The following is a 17312-nucleotide window of genomic DNA, read 5'->3' on the forward strand; positions in this document are numbered from 1 at the left end:
AGCACGCATTAAAATACAATCATATTCCTGTAAAACAGCTCGAATTGACGAACATATAACTATTTAATACAAATAGTTGCTTAAATTAACCTTATTTTAACTAAAGCTTGCATATACCTGATTGAATCGCTGTTATTCGCCATTTTTATTAAACATAAAAAAAGCGCCAAAAGGCGCTTTAATTAAAATGCTCAAATTGCATTAATGAGCTTGTTCCCAGTTGTCACCTTCATCAGCTTCAACTATAAGTGGTACATCTAGCGCAGCAGCTTGCGACATCAGTTCACAGATGTGTTTTGTGTACTGTGGTGCGCAGTCTGTTTTGATTTCAAATACTAATTCATCGTGCACTTGCATAAGCAGCTTAATTGTATTTGGCGCTTGTTCGTGTACCCAGCGGTTAACGCTCAGCATTGCCTTTTTAATAATATCGGCGGCAGTACCTTGCATTGGTGCGTTTATAGCAGCACGTTCGGCTCCTTTTCTACGCGCCCCATTACGTGCGTTTATTTCTGGTAAATGTAGGCGACGACCAAATATTGTTTCAACGTAGCCATTTTCAGCTGCTTTTTCGCGTGTTGTTTCCATGTACTCTAATACACCTGGAAAACGCTCAAAGTATTTATCTATGTAATGCTGCGCTTCGTGGCGTGGCACATCTAGTTGACGTGCTAAACCAAATGCCGACATACCGTAAATTAAGCCAAAGTTTACTGCTTTCGCCTTACGGCGCATATCGGTAGTTACATCATCAAGCTCTACACCAAATACTTCAGCGGCAGTTGCACTATGTACATCTAAGCCGTTAGCAAATGCATTTAATAGACCTTTGTCTTGTGAAAGATGCGCCATAATACGTAGCTCAATTTGACTATAATCGGCAGCAACAATTTTATAACCATCTGCGGCTATAAACGCTTCACGAATACGACGTCCTTCTTCTGAACGAATAGGAATATTTTGTAAATTAGGATCAGTTGAACTCAAGCGCCCCGTAGCTGTAATTGCCTGATGATAAGACGTATGTACACGCTGGGTTTTCTCATTCACCATTAATGGTAATTTATCGGTATACGTTGATTTAAGCTTTGATAAACCACGATGCTCTATAATTACTTTAGGTAGCGGATAATCATGAGCAAGTTCTTGCAGTACTTCTTCTGCGGTAGAAGGTGCACCTTTAGGCGTTTTTTTAATAATAGGCAGCCCAAGCTTTTCAAACAACAGTACTTGTAGCTGTTTTGGAGAACTTAAGTTAAATGGTTCGCCTGCTATTTCAAACGCTTCTTTTTCAAGCTCAATTAAACGCTCACCTAAACGTTGACTATGCGCTCCAAGCATATTGCTATCTATCGCAACACCGGTGCGTTCAATATCAGAAATCACACTAATAAGTGGCATTTCTATATCTTCAAATACCGATTTTAGCTTTTCATCAGCTGCTATTTTTGGCCAAAGCACTTCGTGTAAACGCAAAGTAATATCGGCATCTTCTGCGGCGTAAGGCGCTGCTTTTTCAAGTTCAATTTGGTTAAAGGTAAGTTGCTTTTTACCTTTGCCAGCAATATCTTCAAAGCTAATATTTTTATGACCTAGGTATTTAAGTGCTAGCGAGTCCATATCGTGACGCGTGCCTACACTATTAAATACATACGACTCAAGCATGGTGTCAAACTTAATACCATTTAGCGCAAAACCTGCATTCGCTAATACACTTTTGTCATATTTAAGGTTTTGCCCTACTTTAGCTTTGTTTTCATCTGCCAAAATTGGACCTAGCTTTTGCATTACAAATTCAAGGCTTAATTGCTCAGGCGCACCTGGGTAGTCATGCGCTACCGGTAAATACACAGCTTCACCCGCTTTTACGGCAAAGCTCATACCCACCAATTGCGCTTTCATGTAATCAAGGCTGGTTGTTTCAGTATCAAATGCAAATAACTCAGCACTATTTAATTGCTCTATTAGCGTATCAAATTGCACTTGCGTTAAAATAGTTTCGTAATGAGCATCTTCTACTTTTGGTAATTCAGTAGCTTCGGTAGGTACAGCTAAATGTGTTTCAGCATCTTTAGGATTATCAAGTAATTCAGCTAACCAACGACGGAATTCGCACTCACCATATAATGCAATTAATTCGTCTTTGTTAGGCTCTTGAAGTTTGAATGTATCAAGATCAGATTCAACTTCAACATCACACTTAATTGTCGCAAGTTCGTAGCTTAAAGGCAGATGATCAAGAGCAATTGCTAACTTTTCGCCTATTTTACCTTTAATCTCACTGGCGTGATCCATTACACCTTGAAGAGAACCATATTTTTCTAACCATTTAACTGCCGTTTTAGGACCACAGCCTTCAACACCCGGAATATTATCGACCTTATCACCCATTAATGCTAAGTAATCAATAATAAGTTCAGGGCCTACACCAAACTTTTCAACCACGGTAACGGGATCTGAAATACTGTCAGTCATCGTGTTTATTAGCGTAACGTGTTCATTAACAAGCTGTGCCATGTCTTTATCGCCAGTAGAGACGAGTACATGTCGTTTTTGCTCTGATGCTATACGTGCAAATGTACCAATAACATCATCAGCTTCAACGCCTTCAATACTAATTAGCGGAAAGCCCATCGCTTTAATAATACTGTGTATCGGTGCTATTTGAGTGCGTAAGTCATCCGGCATAGGCGGACGATTTGCCTTATACTCGCTATACATATCGTTACGGAACGTTTTACCTTTAGCATCAAATATAACCACCATATGTGATGGATCGTATTGTCTGATCAAGCTTTTAAGCATATTGATCACGCCATAAATAGCGCCCGTAGCTTCACCTTTAGAATTAGTTAAATGCGGCGGAGAATGATAAGCACGAAATAAATATGACGAGCCATCAACTAAAATAAGTGGGTTTTCGGGGATCTGAGCCATGGTGAATTTGGATCCTAAATGCAAAAAATTAAGGTAATTATAAGCATGCCATAAGGTAGTAAATAAAACGACAGTGAATTACTGCTTATCGTGTTATTAAAACTATAGCAAGCTGTGGATAAGTGTGTAGATAACAGCCACGAGCTATTCTTCCAAAGCATTATAAAATGCTTAGAAAATACTTTAACTGTATGTTTTAATTTAAAAAAGATAATACGAGGTTCTTTTTTTATTATTTTAAACCAATGTGGAAAAAGGTTTTCTAACGACTGCTTGTGTTGTTATTCACTTTGATTATTCGCGTCCATTTAAATAACCGGAGGAGTATTCTAGCACAATGGATCGAAGATCATAGCGATCCTTTATAATTTTTTTAAAGGCAAAGTGATCGCAAATGGCATAAACCGCAATACAACTTGCATAGAGAATGATTTTTGTACTAAAAATTTATTTTCGCGAGAAATTTTGAGCATGTTAGACTTCATCCGATCGACTTATAAAAAAGACTTTAGGGGCACAAAAGCATGAAAAACGTAGCGGTAATATTAGCAGGGTCTGGTGTGTACGATGGTAGTGAAATTAATGAAGCAATTTTAACTTTATTACATATAGCCAAAAATGGCGCAACGTATCAGTGTTTTGCACCGGATATTGAACAACTTCATACCATTAACCATTTAACGGGCGAAGTAATGCCTGATAAACGTAATGTATTAACAGAAGCGGCTCGTATTGCACGGGGTGACATTAAATCGCTGCTTGAATTAGACGTAACTCAGTTTGACGCATTAATTGTACCTGGCGGTTTTGGCGCTGCAAAAAACTTATGTGACTTTGCAATTAAAGGCGCAAAAGCAAATATTAATGAAGACGTACTTAATGCTTGTAAATCATTTGCAAAAGAAAATAAGCCTGCTGGTTATATGTGTATTGCACCCGCTTTGATCCCATTTATTTACGATAACGCTGTACTTACGATTGGTAACGATGCAGAGACAGCACAAGCGCTAAGCACATTAGGCGCTAAACATATAAATTGTGCAGTAGATGATGTTGTTATTGATCAGCCAAATAAGCTAGTTACAACCCCAGCTTATATGCTTGCGCAATCGATTATTGAAGCCGATGCAGGGATCGAAAAACTAGTTAGTAGCGTATTATCAATAAATTGATATTAGGATCTAAAAGTTAATTGTATGACTGTTTGCGCTTATTAAATTGCTTAACAAAAAACAGTAAATAATTAAATTTTATTGCGTTAACGCAAAAAGTAGTCAGTTTTATTAATAAAAACGCCTCTTAGCATTTTATAAATTGGCTCAGAGAGTTATAATCGGTTTAATTTCCGTCATCTTTAATCGTGATTGATCACGTTCAAATCGAAGTGAGCAAGGCAAAATGAAAAAATTAACAGCTGCAGCATTATTAATGCTAGCAACCACTGCATACGCACAGCCATATGATAACTCTATGACTGAAGATGCAATTAAAGCACGTCTCGCGCCGGTTGGTGCTGTATACCTTGAAGGCGATAAAGCTGCTGTAGCAGCGGCGCCTACAGGCCCTCGTTCTGGTGAGCAAGTCTATCAAGGTGCATGTTTTGCATGTCACGGTACTGGTGCACTAGGCGCGCCTAAATCGCCTGACGATTGGGCTCCACGTATAGCTAAAGGTAAAGACACTTTACTTGAGCATGCACTAAATGGCTTTAATGCGATGCCTCCAAAAGGCACCTGTATGGATTGTTCTGATGATGAGATAAGCGCTGCTATCGACTTCATGACATCTAAGTAAATACAGCTGAAATACACAAAAAAGGTTTACTTCGGTAAGCCTTTTTTAATACCTAAAATAGTGTTTCTAGCCAGTATGATAGTACGAATATCAACTTGACGATAAGCGCTAAAAGTGAAAGTATAAGGCTAATAACTATACAATAAAAATAGCCGGTTAGATCATTGGAAGATAAACTCTCAGTATCGAGTAAATTGGCGTATCAAAATAAACGTCTAAAAACATTACTCAATAAATACAAACAATCACATCACTTACAAAATGCGCTGATACAATTATCAGAGCAAGCAAGTACTGTTGCCGAGCTAACCCTACTTTATCCCGCTATCCACGACATTTTACAAAAATATGTGCCGAGTAAAAGTTTTTATGTGGTGCTATCAAATCAATACAGTCAATCGCTAGAACTTTCTTACTTTTCAGATGAAAAAGATGGTATTGCCGTCGCCCTTAACCAATCAAATAGCTTTGATGAAGGCGCCACTGGTTATGTATTTAAACAGGGTAAAACCACATGTTTTACCAAGCAGCAAATGCAAAATGCCGCAGCAGAAGGCTTATTTAAAGCATTAGGCACTCCAGCAGAGCATTGGGTAGGTGTTCCAGTTTACCAAGAACACAATATTATCGGTGTTTTAGCAGCGCAAAGTTACGATACAAAACAGGGCTATAGCTCACAACAAATACAATTACTTGAGTTTATGTCGCTTTATTTAGCAACTGCAATAGAGCGTGTAAAAAAAAGAGAGCTCCTTGAGTCAGAAGTTAAAATTCGTACCCGAGCACTCACTCAAAGTAACGACGCGTTAAACCTTGAAATAGAACAACGCAAACGCGCACTTCAACGCCAACAAATTCTGTTTAAAATATCTGAAATAGCAACGCAAGCTAAAAACCTTGATGATGCTTACTTTAAGATACATGAAATAATAAAAACAATTACCTACGCAGAAAACTTATATATTGCACTTTACGATAAAGAGTCGGGCTGGATAAGCTTCCCTTATTGTGTAGATGAATTTAAAGAAAACACACAACCAAGACGCTTTGCTAAAGGTTATAGTGAACTGGTAATAAGCACTGAAGAAACGCAACTTATACACCCGTGTAGAGCAAAAGAATTAATAGAAAGCGGTGTAGTACAAAGAGCTAAGCCTGTACAAAAAGAGCAAATGGCCACTAGTTGGTTAGGCGCTCCACTTAAAACAGCTCAAGGTGTTATCGGCCTTATTGTTTGCCAAGCTTACGATAACAAACATATTTTCAGCCGGGATGATTGCGAGTTAATTACCTTTGTATCTCATCAAATTGCAGCGGTTTTACAAACAAAGCTCACCAATCAAGCGATTGCAAAAAGCCATCAAGAACTCGAATTTAGAGTAAACGAAAAAACCAAAGAACTGCGTCAAACAAATCTGCACTTACAAATGCAAATAGATGAGCGTAAAAAAATAGAGCAGCAGCTTTATCACGACGCACATCACGACTCTCTTACTAGCTTACCTAATCGCAGCCTCTTTTTAACTCAGCTTGAAAAAACACTACAACATTATCAGCGCTTTCCTGAACATAATTTTGCTGTTTTATTTATTGATTTAGATAAATTTAAAGACATTAACGACCAACTTGGTCACCATGCTGGCGATCAGTTTTTAATTAACGTTAGTGAGTTATTTGCCCAGTGTATACGCGAACATGATTTACTAGCACGCTTAGGTGGCGATGAGTTTGTTATTTTATTAACGCACTTAACTGAGCCTCAACAAGCAGAAGATGTTGCTAATCGTATTATCGATTTAATGAAAAAGCCTTTTTTCCTTAAAGGCGAATCACTTCAAAGTGGTGCTAGTATAGGAATAACCTACTCAAAGAAAAGCTATATGCATACGGATGAAATTATTCGTGATGCCGATGCCGCAATGTACCACGCTAAAAACTCCGGAAAAAATCGCTACGAGCTATTTCATCCGCTACTAACACAATCAATACCTGCGCAGGCACTAAAAGCACAACATCACCTTGATATATTACCTATGAGCTTTAGAAGCTCAGAAATAATTACGCTTGATGAACAACATCAGTCTGAATCTTTATTTGAAGCATTTGGTGAACACCCAATACTTGGCTTTACTAGCTTTGATATTTTGAAAAAGTTTGCATCAGATAAAGAACAGCACCTTGAGATAGAGTTACAGTTATTACAACGCGCTTATGCACAAGCAATTACCGCAGATGTAACTATGGCGCTGGTTCCTTGCTCTGGTTTACTACTCGAGGAGCACGAATTTGTTTTATTTACAGATACGCTAAATAAACAACAAGGACATAGCCAGCTCTGTTTGCTATTTGATGAGCAAGAAATTCGTCACGCAAGCGCAACACAAATAGAAAACCTCAAAAAGCTATCACAACTTGGTTATTCAATTGGTTTAAACAATTTTGCTAAAGATCGATGCGAACTTAATTTACTAACCGATATTAATTTTGACTATCTGCTACTTAGCTCGACCTTTAGTAAACGTGTTTTACAACAAGAAAGTTACGATTTTCAGCTACAAGGGGTGCTAGCAATTACGAAGCTCAAAGCAATGAAAGTAATTGCTAAAGGCCCATCAATACTTAATTTTAGAGCTTTACTAGACAAGCACGGTTTGGCATTTTTTGTGGGAAAACAACACGCTCTAGTGTGTTCTGAGTTACCTGAAATACAAGCAACCCAGTCTTTATAAAATTAGCCTGAGGTATTACTCAGGCTTTTTAAACATTGCACGAAGGTTAGCGACTCTTGCTTGGCCTTTTTCCATTCGCTCTGCTTGCGTGTTTGGCGCCTTTTTATTTTCAAACGCGAGATCGTCCTGCGGTAACTCTTGTACAAATCGGCTTAACTCAGTTTGTGAGGTTTCACCAAATTGACGACGTATTTTTGCATAAGTAAGTGTTAACTCCTGCTGCGCACGAGTAATACCGACATAAGCTAAGCGGCGTTCTTCATCTACGTTATCTTCATCAATACTTACCTGATGCGGAAGTAAGCCCTCCTCCATGCCTACCATAAATACATATGGATACTCTAAGCCCTTTGATGCATGAAGTGTTGATAAGTGCACTGCATCGGTTTCATCTTCTTCTTCGTTACGCTCAAGCATGTCGCGAAGGGTTAGCTTGCTAACAACCTCAGCCAATGTCATTGGCTCGTTGTCGGCATCACCGGTCAACATATCGGTGATCCAGCGATACAGCTCAGATACGTTTTTCATACGCATTTCAGCGGCTTTTGCACTCGGTGACGACTCGTACAAATATGCCTCGTAATTAATATTACGCACTAAGTCTTTAACAGCTTCGAGCGTATCACCGCGTACTGCGTTATCGGATAGCTCAACAACCCAGCGTGCAAACCCAGCAAGCGCATTAAAACCACGCCCTTTTAGTCTGTAGCCTAAATCGTTATCAAAACAGGTAGCAAATAAGCTCATGTGCTTTTCGTTAGCAAGCGTACCAAGCTTTTCAAGTGTGACCGTGCCTATTTCGCGTCGTGGTGTATTTACGATACGTAAAAATGCATTGTCATCATCTTGATTAACTAGCAAACGTAAATACGCCATAATATCTTTAATTTCTGAACGAGCAAAAAATGACATCCCGCCACTAATTTTATAAGGGATACGGTTACTCATTAATGATTTTTCAAAGCCACGTGCTTGATGATTACCACGATATAAAATCGCGTAATCTTTATAGCTGGTACGCTTCATAAACTTATGTGAAATTATTTCAGCAACCACACGCTCAGATTCATGCTCTTCATCGCGGCACCCTATTACTTTAATCGGCTCACCATAACCTAGTTCACTAAATAACTTTTTCTCTATGTCATGTGGGTTATTCGCAATTAAAATGTTAGCCGCTTTTAGTATTCGCCCTGCACTTCGATAGTTTTGTTCAAGCTTTATAAGTCTAAGCCCTGGGTAGTCTTTACCTAATAACACTAAGTTTTGCGGGCGAGCACCACGCCATGAGTAAATTGATTGATCGTCATCACCTACCACAGTAAAACGGGCACGCTCGCCTACTAGCAATTTAACAAGTTGATATTGGCTTGTATTGGTATCTTGATACTCATCCACCAGCAAGTATTTAAAGCGTTGCTGCCAGCGCTCACGAGATGTGGCGTTATTAGTAAGTAACAAAGTAGGGATCATAATTAAATCATCAAAATCCAGTGCGTTATAAGCACGCAGTTGATTTTGATAACGAGCATACAGCTGTGCAAACAATGCCTTTTGCGCATCACGCGCTTCGCGTATTGCTTGCTCTGGCAGTACTAATTCGTTTTTCCAACTACCAATTTCCATTTTAAGTAGTTTGAGTAAGTCCTTGTCTTTTTTTAGCTCATCTTCGGTGAGCTCACTTAGAAGCTGATTGGTATCTTGATCATCAAATAACGAAAAGCCGGGTTTAAACCCTAATGTGCTTAACTCTTTTTTTATTATTTCTAAACCGAGTGTATGAAACGTTGATACCCATAAACCTTTAGCGTCTTGCTTTCCGAGCGTTTGCAGTACTCGTTCACGCATTTCTTTGGCTGCTTTATTGGTAAAAGTAACAGCGGCTATATTTCGCGCTTTGTACTCACATTTTTTCACTAAATAAGCGATTTTATTCGTAATAACACGGGTTTTACCAGAGCCTGCGCCTGCGAGTACTAAGCATGGACCACTAATATATTTTACGGCTTCATCTTGTTTAGGATTGAGTTTCATAACGACCAAAGAAATTTAAAAGACGCGCAATTTTAACGTAACCATTACTGCGAGCATAGCAATTGCCTTAATTAATTAAGGTAAAGATGATCATGTGTTAAATACCGTGGGTATAAGGTAATATTAGTTATTATTATTTTAGGCCGCATCGAAGGGACAAATATGATCAACCCAGCAAAACTTGAAGAAATTGCTAAGCAAATTACTAGCAATATGCCACAAGGTGTAAAAAACCTAGCAGAGACACTCGAAGGTAAAACAAAGCAAGTTTTACAAAACAAGCTTGCTGAGATGGATTTTGTGAGCCGTGAAGAATTTGATGTGCAAAGCCAAGTACTTATTCGTACTCGCGAAAAACTAACCGAACTTGAAGCTAAAGTTGCATTGCTTGAGCAACAACTTAGCACTAAAACTGACGCTGAATAATTATACCAATTGCATTAAATTAGTGTTCTATTATAGCGATAAGAAAATAGCTCAATAACAAGGCTAAAGTTATGGTACATAGTTGTTCTATATAAATAATTTTTAACGTAGTTAGTGAGTTATTTAATACGCTAGAATGAGCATTTTTTTAATAAAATTGGTATTAATTTAATGTACAAAAAAGGCAGCTTAGGCTGCCTTTTGCGTTTTACCAAGTTTATTCAAATAGCTCATCTAGCACATAATAAAATAACTTAGCCTGCTGCGCTAAACTCACACTCAGCATTTTTTGCGCAACTTGCTCACCTGTTATTGGTTTGTAACGCTTTAAAAACGGGAGCCGTGTAATAACAGGAAAAATAATACTACCTATCTTTTCTGCCACTCTAAATTGCTCACGATCACCTAATAATAAAGACGGTTGTAAAATACTTATTTTATCAAAAGGGAGTGCTTTAATATGTTGCTCAAGCTCACCCTTCATTTTCAAATAAGCACTATTACTGTGCGTGTTCGCCCCGCTTGATGACACTAAGCAGTAATGCGTAACACCATTACATGCCGCTAACTGCGCCGCTATAAACTGATAATCAAAATCTACTTTACGCTGAGCTTGTGTAGAGCCCGCCCGTTTACGGGTTGTGCCCAAACACGAAAACAATACGTCACCTTTAAAAAGCTCAACGTATTGAGTTAATTTTTCAAAATCAATAACGTGATTAACTAGCTTTGCGTGTGTAATAGGCAAAGCCCGACGACTTAACGTAACCACTTTGGTATAACGATCGCTCTTAAGTAGCTTATGTAGCAACTCATTACCGACCAAACCTGTAGCACCTATTAATATCGCCGTTTTAGTCATAAATTTATTTATTTTCGCCCACTTTATTAAGTACGTGCTGCACTGCTTTTTTGTAGCTTTGCGTTTCTTCACTCGCGCACGTTACTACAGATTCTAAATCATGAAGATGGCCGTTTTCTAAACCATAAACCCAACCATGAACGCTTAGCTCTTGGCCGCGCTCCCACGCATCTTGCACAATGTTAGTACGGCATACATTACGCACTTGCTCAATTACATTTAGCTCAATAAGGCGGCTTAAACGTTCGCTTTCTGGCATTGCATCAAGTTGTTCAAGATGCTTTTCTTTTACATCCCCTACATGGCGTAGCCAATTATCAATAAAGCCAAATTTTGCATTGTTTAAAACGGCTTGTACGCCACCACAGCCATAGTGACCTACTACCATGATATGTTTTACTTTTAAAACCTCTACAGCGTACTGCATAACCGACAAACAGTTATGGTCAGTGTGTACAACCACGTTTGCAACGTTACGATGCACAAATAATTCGCCTGGTAATAAATCAACTATTTGATTAGCAGGTACACGAGAGTCTGAACAACCAATCCATAAATACTCTGGATTTTGTTGCATAGATAAAATTTTAAAAAACTCAGGATCAGCTTCGCTTGTACGTGCAGCCCAACGTTTATTGTTATCGAATAAATTTTTTAACTTTCTCATTGCATCTCTTATTAAGTCGAGGACGGAAATTTAATGGATATTAGCAAGAATCAAAATATTACGAGGCGTTAACTGCTTTTCACAAAACGTTTTAACGCTTACTTGATAGCCTTGCTGTTGCAAATATAAAGCACGATCGAGCACAAGCCAAACTTCAATTGCTCTTCTGAACACATGTCGAACCAGTTCAACTCGGTCAGTTATTTTTTTTCGAGCAACACCAATATCTAAATATTTATTATAATCAGTACCTTGAGGTAGGTTTATTGCCTTTTTATCTGCAGCCCATACACAAAATGATTTAAACGAATCTGAGAATATAGCTTTGTTAACCGAAGGTACGCTTACATAATATTGCTCGCCAGTAATCGATTTTCTAAGTGCGTCAAAACCAAGCCGCCATTCTAGTTCTGTTTTACGTACTTTTTCCAGACGAGAAGGCGCTGTAACGGTTTCTTGTAATGCGAGCTTTAAATCGCGATGCGTTAGGTTAAGCTCACTTTTATTTGCAACCTCACTCATTACACGGTACTCATTAGCCGTAAATAAATGATAGCAACAAGGTGAAAAGCTAATTTGCTGTACTTTCGCTAAACTTGCTTGACGCATAAATGCTTGGTGCAAACCACCACATGCGTGTAGCGCTACGGCATGCATATCAGCATTAAAAAATTGAGTGATATCCTCTTTTAATACATCTGCTTGGCTAAAGTGCATTGCCAAGCCTTGTTGCTGTGCACTTTTTTGTCCTTGCTCGCATAAGCTTTGTTGCAGTTCAATACTATGCACATCACTTGCGCCATTAAAAGCAAGCATTCGCCCTAAGTGTCCTTTACCCGCACACCACTCTAAAACTGGTTGCTTAGTATTAGGTAGTGCAGATACAAAATCTTGTAACTGATCAAACTTACGACCTTTAATGCCGTTACTTATCCAAAACGGATAATCAGCTCGAGAGTGTGCAGAGCTAGGTAAGTCACATAGCTTAGCAAGTTCATCAAGTTGGTTTATGTGTTGGCTAAAAAATTGGTATAGCTGATTTTGATCGTTATCAAGAACGGTTACCTGATCATCAGTTAGTTCGTTAAGTATGCCTTGCAGCTCTGGCCAAGGAATAGTGTCAAAATCAAATGCGGTGCACTGCCAATACTGACGATGGCGCATTAAAAGTGAATCAAGTGCAAAAAATTGCTCAGCTAAAGTCATAACAGCTTAAAAAATAAAAAGACAATTAATTATATCAGCTCAGTGAGCTCTCATTAAGCAGTTATTTTTGCCTAAAAATCAGCCGTAAATACAAAGGTATTGAAATAATACTCACCAAAATAGCTGCTATAAGCATCCATGATAATTGCATCTTTTCAGGCTCTTGGTATTTATAAATAAAGTGAGATTTCACTTCGTCAAATTCGTTTTGCTGTATGCCATATAAGTCAGCTATTAAGCGCCACTTTGCTATCGACATATGCCCTAAACTGGTAGTGGGTGGGGTTATATAACTTTTTAGTACTTCAGCCTCAAAGGCGAGCTGATGAAAGCTCTTACTCGGTGCATAGTTTTGCTGGGTGACTGCAATGGCTTCATCCATATTCATCATTGCATAGCGCCAACCTTTTAGGCTCGCTTGGTAGAATTTTTCGACCGTTTGTGGATTTTGCTTAAGCATGTTTTCGCTGGTAAATAAAATGTCGCTATATACATCCATACCATAACGCTGTGGGCAAACAAGCCGATGAGCGATGCCTTGTTGAGTCATATAATAAGGCTCTGTAGTAACATAAACTTGCATAGCATCTAGCTTGTTTTCAATCCAAGCCTGGTTAAAATTTTCGCCATTGTAAACTTTGAGTTTATCTACATCAACGCCACTGCGTTTAAGCATAATAAGTAGCTCGGTGCCGTCATTTTTGCTCACAGCAGTGATACGTTTATTAACAAAGTCACGAGGGTGAAAAATATCAGACGTGTCTTTTACCATCCAGCAATAAGGTGAAAACTGCAATAAGGCTGCCATTGCAACAAAAGGCTGACCATTAATACGTTGCTGTAAAATACCAGAATGCCCTACACCAAATTGTGCTTCGCCACTGGCCACAGGACCAAAGGTATCAGGTTTCATTGGATTAGCTTGTTTAATAGTTACATCAAGGCCCGCTTCATTATAAAAGCCTTTTTGCTTAGCCATATAGTAGCCAGCAAACTGAAACTGATGTGTCCATTTTAGCTGTAATGTGACTGATTCTTGCGCCGCGATATGGCTGCAAAAAAAGCACAATCCAATGATTAATCCTTTAAATAGCAAATAGGTGTCCTCAAAAGGTATGACGATTACCTGTAACTATATGTAAAACGTGTAATAAAGCAAGCACCCTAGTTAGGTGCCTGCCTTTAAAGAAGGGTTATACTGAGGCGAGTTTTTCGGCTTTTTCTGCTTGCGGTTTTGATGTTAAAAATTGGGTAAAACACGGATTTTGTGTTTCATCTTGTACACTGTAACCTAAGCGATTCAAATGCTCGTTAAACATTTCATACTGACTCGGCTCAATAGCAAAACCTGCCAGTACATTCCCCATCGAACCACCGTGATTACGATAATGAAATAAGGTAATGTTCCAATTGCAGCCTAAAGTATCTAAAAAGCGTGCAAGCGCACCCGGATACTCAGGAAATTCAAAACGCAATAAACGTTCATGTAATTGCTCTGGTGCTTTTCCGCCAACCATATAACGCACATGTAATTTAGCGAGTTCGTTATCCGACAAATCGCAAAATTGATAATCGTTATTTGTTAAGTCTTGCTTTAACTCATTAAGCTCTTGCTCGCCTTGGCGCAGAGCAATGCCCACAAATATTTGTGCTTCACCAGGCCCTGCATAACGGTAGTTAAATTCAGTAATAGCACGGCCACCTAAAGAAGCACAAAACTGTTTAAAACTGCCTTTTTCTTCTTTAATAGTAACGGCTAATAGCGCTTCGTTTTTTTCACCCAGCGCAGTGCGCTCTGCAACATAACGCAGGCGATCAAAGTTTAAATTAGCACCCGAAAGCACAGCCGCTAAATGTAGTCCTTTTAACCCCGACTGCTGACTCCACTTTTTAAGCCCAGCCGTTGCAAGTGCACCTGATGGCTCTGCAATTGCACGCGTAGATACAAAAATATCCTGCATGGCTGCACATATTTCATCGCTAGTAACGGTTACGACTTCATCGCAAAACTTTTGCGCTAAACGAAATGTTTCAGTGCCAATAATTTTAACCGCTACGCCATCGGCAAAACTACCAACGCGATCAAGCTCTACTGGCTTACCAGCTTCAAGTGCTGCTTGTAAACACGCACTTTCGTCGGCTTCTACGCCAATTACTTTTATATCTGGACGCAACGATTTAATGTAAACCGCCATACCAGCAAGTAAACCGCCGCCGCCAACAGGAATAAACACAGCATCAAGCTCGTTTAATTGCTGCATTAACTCGCGTGCTACAGTGCCTTGACCAACAATGACATCCGGATCGTCAAATGGCGGGACAAATATACCGTTACGCTGATCTGTAAGCTCAAGCGCATAGGCTTTTGCTGCATCAAAATGATGGCCATGTAATACAACTTCACCGCCAAGTGCGCGCACTGCGCTGACTTTTATTTCAGGCGTTGTTACTGGCATTACAATAGTTGCTTGATGCCCAAGGTGAGATGCACTTAATGCAACCCCTTGAGCATGATTACCCGCAGAAGCAGTAATAACCACTGAGCCTTTAGGTAATTTATTTAATTTGTTATACGCACCGCGTAACTTAAATGAATACACGGGCTGTTGGTCTTCACGCTTTAACCAAACATGGTTACCTAGCTTTTTACTGAGTTCAGCCATTTCGCTAACCTCAGTAACTTTAGCCAAAGGCTCCATGTTTGCTTGAATAATAGCGCGAAAATAATCGAGCTCTTGAGAGACCATAATTAACTAAGCGCCTCCAATTTAGCTAAGTCGCGCACAGCGCCTTTATCAGCACTTGTTGCAAGTAATGCATAAGCCTTTAAAGCAGACGAGACATAGCGCTCACGATCAACTGGCTTGTACGCCATTTTTCCGCGTGCTAATTGCTTTTGTTTACGTGCCTCAAGTTCTTCATCGCTTAGCGCTAATGTGATTTCACGTGTTGCGATATCAATAATGATTTTGTCGCCATTTTCAACATAAGCGATTGCACCACCACTCGCCGCTTCTGGCGATACATGGCCAATTGATAAACCCGAAGTACCACCCGAAAAGCGACCATCAGTAATAAGTGCGCATTTTTCAGCTAAGCCTTTCGATTTTAAGTAGCTTGTTGGGTATAGCATTTCTTGCATACCTGGGCCGCCTCTAGGGCCTTCGTAACGAATAACAACAACATCGCCGGCTTTTACTTCGTTATTTAAAATCCCTTCTACTGAATCATCTTGTGATTCGTATACAATGGCGGTGCCTTCAAAATGTAGCATTTCATCAACTACGCCAGCACTTTTTACAACACAGCCATCAACCGCTAGATTACCCGAAAGCACAGCTAAACCACCGTCTTGGCGAAAAGCATGTTCAACGCTTCGAATACACCCATTCACGCGGTCATTATCGCCTTCATCCCAACGACACTCTTGGCTCATTGCTTTAGTAGTACGAATGCCCGCAGGACCCGCACGGTAAAATTTGCGCGCAACTTCGTTAGTTGGGTCGGTTGCATCCCATTTTTTAACAAGCTCAGCCATTGTTGACCCAGCTACATGATTAACCGACATGTCAACTAAGCCCGCTTTACCAAGCTCGCGTACAACAGCCATCATGCCACCTGCACGGTGGACATCTTCAATATGGTACTCTGGTGTTGCTGGTGCAACTTTACATAAAAACGGTGTTTTACGAGAAAGCGCATCAATGTGCGACATATCAAAATCAACGCCGGCCTCTTGCGCTGCTGCGAGTAAATGTAATACGGTATTTGACGAGCCGCCCATTGCAATATCAACAACCATTGCATTCATAAAGGCTGTTTTATTGGCAATTGCGCGTGGCAATACATCTTGATTATCTTTTTGATAATACTCACGACATAAATCAACAATACGAGCCCCTGCTTCAACATACAGTTGTTTACGGTCTTTATGGGTAGCAAGCGTGGTACCGTTACCCGGCAGTGCCAAACCTATAGCCTCTAACAAACAGTTCATTGAGTTTGCAGTAAACATGCCTGAGCACGAACCACATGTAGGACACGCAGAGCGCTCTACTTGCTCTGAATCTGCATCACTTACCGATTCATCTGCGCCTTTAACCATGGCATCAACTAAATCAAGTTTAATGTCGATGTTAGCAAGTTTAGTTTTACCCGCCTCCATTGGACCGCCCGATACAAATATCACCGGTATATTTAAACGTAGCGCTGCCAGCATCATCCCTGGGGTGATTTTGTCGCAGTTTGAAATACAGATCATCGCATCGGCGCAGTGTCCATTTACCATGTATTCAACCGAGTCAGCAATTAAATCGCGTGAAGGCAATGAATAAAGCATACCGCCGTGTCCCATCGCAATGCCATCATCAATAGCAATGGTATTAAATTCTTTTGGAACGCCACCGGCTTGGGTTATTGTCTCACCCATAAGCTCACTAAGCTGATTAAGGTGTACATGCCCTGGTACAAATTGTGTAAACGAGTTAACTACGGCAATAATCGGTTTACCAAAATCAGAGTCTGTCATACCTGTTGCGCGCCATAATGCTCTTGCGCCTGCACGTTTACGTCCTTCAGTTGTTGTTGCACTTCTTAATTTAGCCATAGTTACCTCAGTTTTTGCCGCAATATAAGCGGGCATTCCTCATTCTAAAAT

At 39.7% G+C, this 17312-nt stretch carries 12 protein-coding genes; 4 read left to right on the plus strand and 8 right to left on the minus strand.

Annotated elements, in window-relative coordinates; all coding sequences use genetic code 11:
* Positions 1-201 precede the first annotated feature (201 nt).
* Positions 202-2937 carry a DNA polymerase I gene (gene polA, locus I6F50_RS07190; RefSeq protein WP_165728094.1) on the minus strand — a complete coding sequence of 912 codons (2736 nt, stop codon included), beginning with the start codon at positions 2935-2937 and terminating at the stop codon, positions 202-204.
* 524 nt (positions 2938-3461) lie between these two features.
* Between polA and elbB the strand changes: the two genes are divergently transcribed.
* From elbB to I6F50_RS07205, 3 genes are all read left to right on the plus strand, one after another.
* Entirely contained in the window at positions 3462-4109 is a 648-nt protein-coding gene (gene elbB, locus I6F50_RS07195; protein ID WP_007582090.1) for an isoprenoid biosynthesis glyoxalase ElbB, read from the plus strand.
* A 226-nt stretch (positions 4110-4335) separates the two neighbouring features.
* Complete coding sequence (locus I6F50_RS07200; protein WP_007582093.1) at positions 4336-4731, plus strand: cytochrome c5 family protein; 396 nt, start codon at positions 4336-4338, stop codon at positions 4729-4731.
* Positions 4732-4895: 164 nt separating this feature from the next.
* On the plus strand, positions 4896-7460 hold the full coding sequence (locus I6F50_RS07205; protein WP_165728092.1) for a diguanylate cyclase: 2565 nt from the start codon (positions 4896-4898) through the stop codon (positions 7458-7460).
* Between the two features lie 15 nt (positions 7461-7475).
* On the opposite strand, the gene rep is transcribed toward I6F50_RS07205, so the two are convergent.
* Positions 7476-9494: a DNA helicase Rep gene (rep, locus tag I6F50_RS07210; protein WP_024589913.1), complete on the minus strand. Its 2019-nt coding sequence runs from the start codon at positions 9492-9494 to the stop codon at positions 7476-7478.
* A 162-nt stretch (positions 9495-9656) separates the two neighbouring features.
* Here rep and I6F50_RS07215 point away from each other — a divergent pair, with 162 nt between their 5' ends.
* A complete protein-coding gene (locus I6F50_RS07215) occupies positions 9657-9920 on the plus strand; it encodes an accessory factor UbiK family protein (RefSeq protein WP_007582099.1) in 264 nt (87 codons plus the stop codon).
* 217 nt (positions 9921-10137) lie between these two features.
* Here the strand turns inward: I6F50_RS07215 and I6F50_RS07220 are convergent, their stop codons facing one another.
* From I6F50_RS07220 to ilvD, 6 genes are all read right to left on the minus strand, one after another.
* Positions 10138-10782 carry an NAD(P)H-binding protein gene (locus I6F50_RS07220; RefSeq protein WP_165728091.1) on the minus strand — a complete coding sequence of 215 codons (645 nt, stop codon included), beginning with the start codon at positions 10780-10782 and terminating at the stop codon, positions 10138-10140.
* 4 nt (positions 10783-10786) lie between these two features.
* Positions 10787-11449: a carbonate dehydratase gene (gene can, locus I6F50_RS07225; RefSeq protein WP_007582103.1), complete on the minus strand. Its 663-nt coding sequence runs from the start codon at positions 11447-11449 to the stop codon at positions 10787-10789.
* Between the two features lie 30 nt (positions 11450-11479).
* Positions 11480-12655: a methyltransferase gene (locus I6F50_RS07230; RefSeq protein ID WP_165740387.1), complete on the minus strand. Its 1176-nt coding sequence runs from the start codon at positions 12653-12655 to the stop codon at positions 11480-11482.
* A 61-nt stretch (positions 12656-12716) separates the two neighbouring features.
* Complete coding sequence (locus tag I6F50_RS07235; RefSeq protein ID WP_197140515.1) at positions 12717-13751, minus strand: ABC transporter substrate-binding protein; 1035 nt, start codon at positions 13749-13751, stop codon at positions 12717-12719.
* A 97-nt stretch (positions 13752-13848) separates the two neighbouring features.
* Positions 13849-15402 (minus strand): threonine ammonia-lyase, biosynthetic, encoded by a 1554-nt coding sequence (gene ilvA / locus I6F50_RS07240; protein WP_166378250.1) that lies wholly within the window; start codon positions 15400-15402, stop codon positions 13849-13851.
* 2 nt (positions 15403-15404) lie between these two features.
* Entirely contained in the window at positions 15405-17261 is a 1857-nt protein-coding gene (gene ilvD / locus I6F50_RS07245) for a dihydroxy-acid dehydratase (RefSeq protein WP_010553830.1), read from the minus strand.
* Between the last annotated feature and the right edge of the window lie 51 nt (positions 17262-17312).

Source organism: Pseudoalteromonas sp. NZS127_1, from assembly GCF_015864295.1.
Classification (GTDB): Bacteria; Pseudomonadota; Gammaproteobacteria; order Enterobacterales; family Alteromonadaceae; genus Pseudoalteromonas; species Pseudoalteromonas arctica.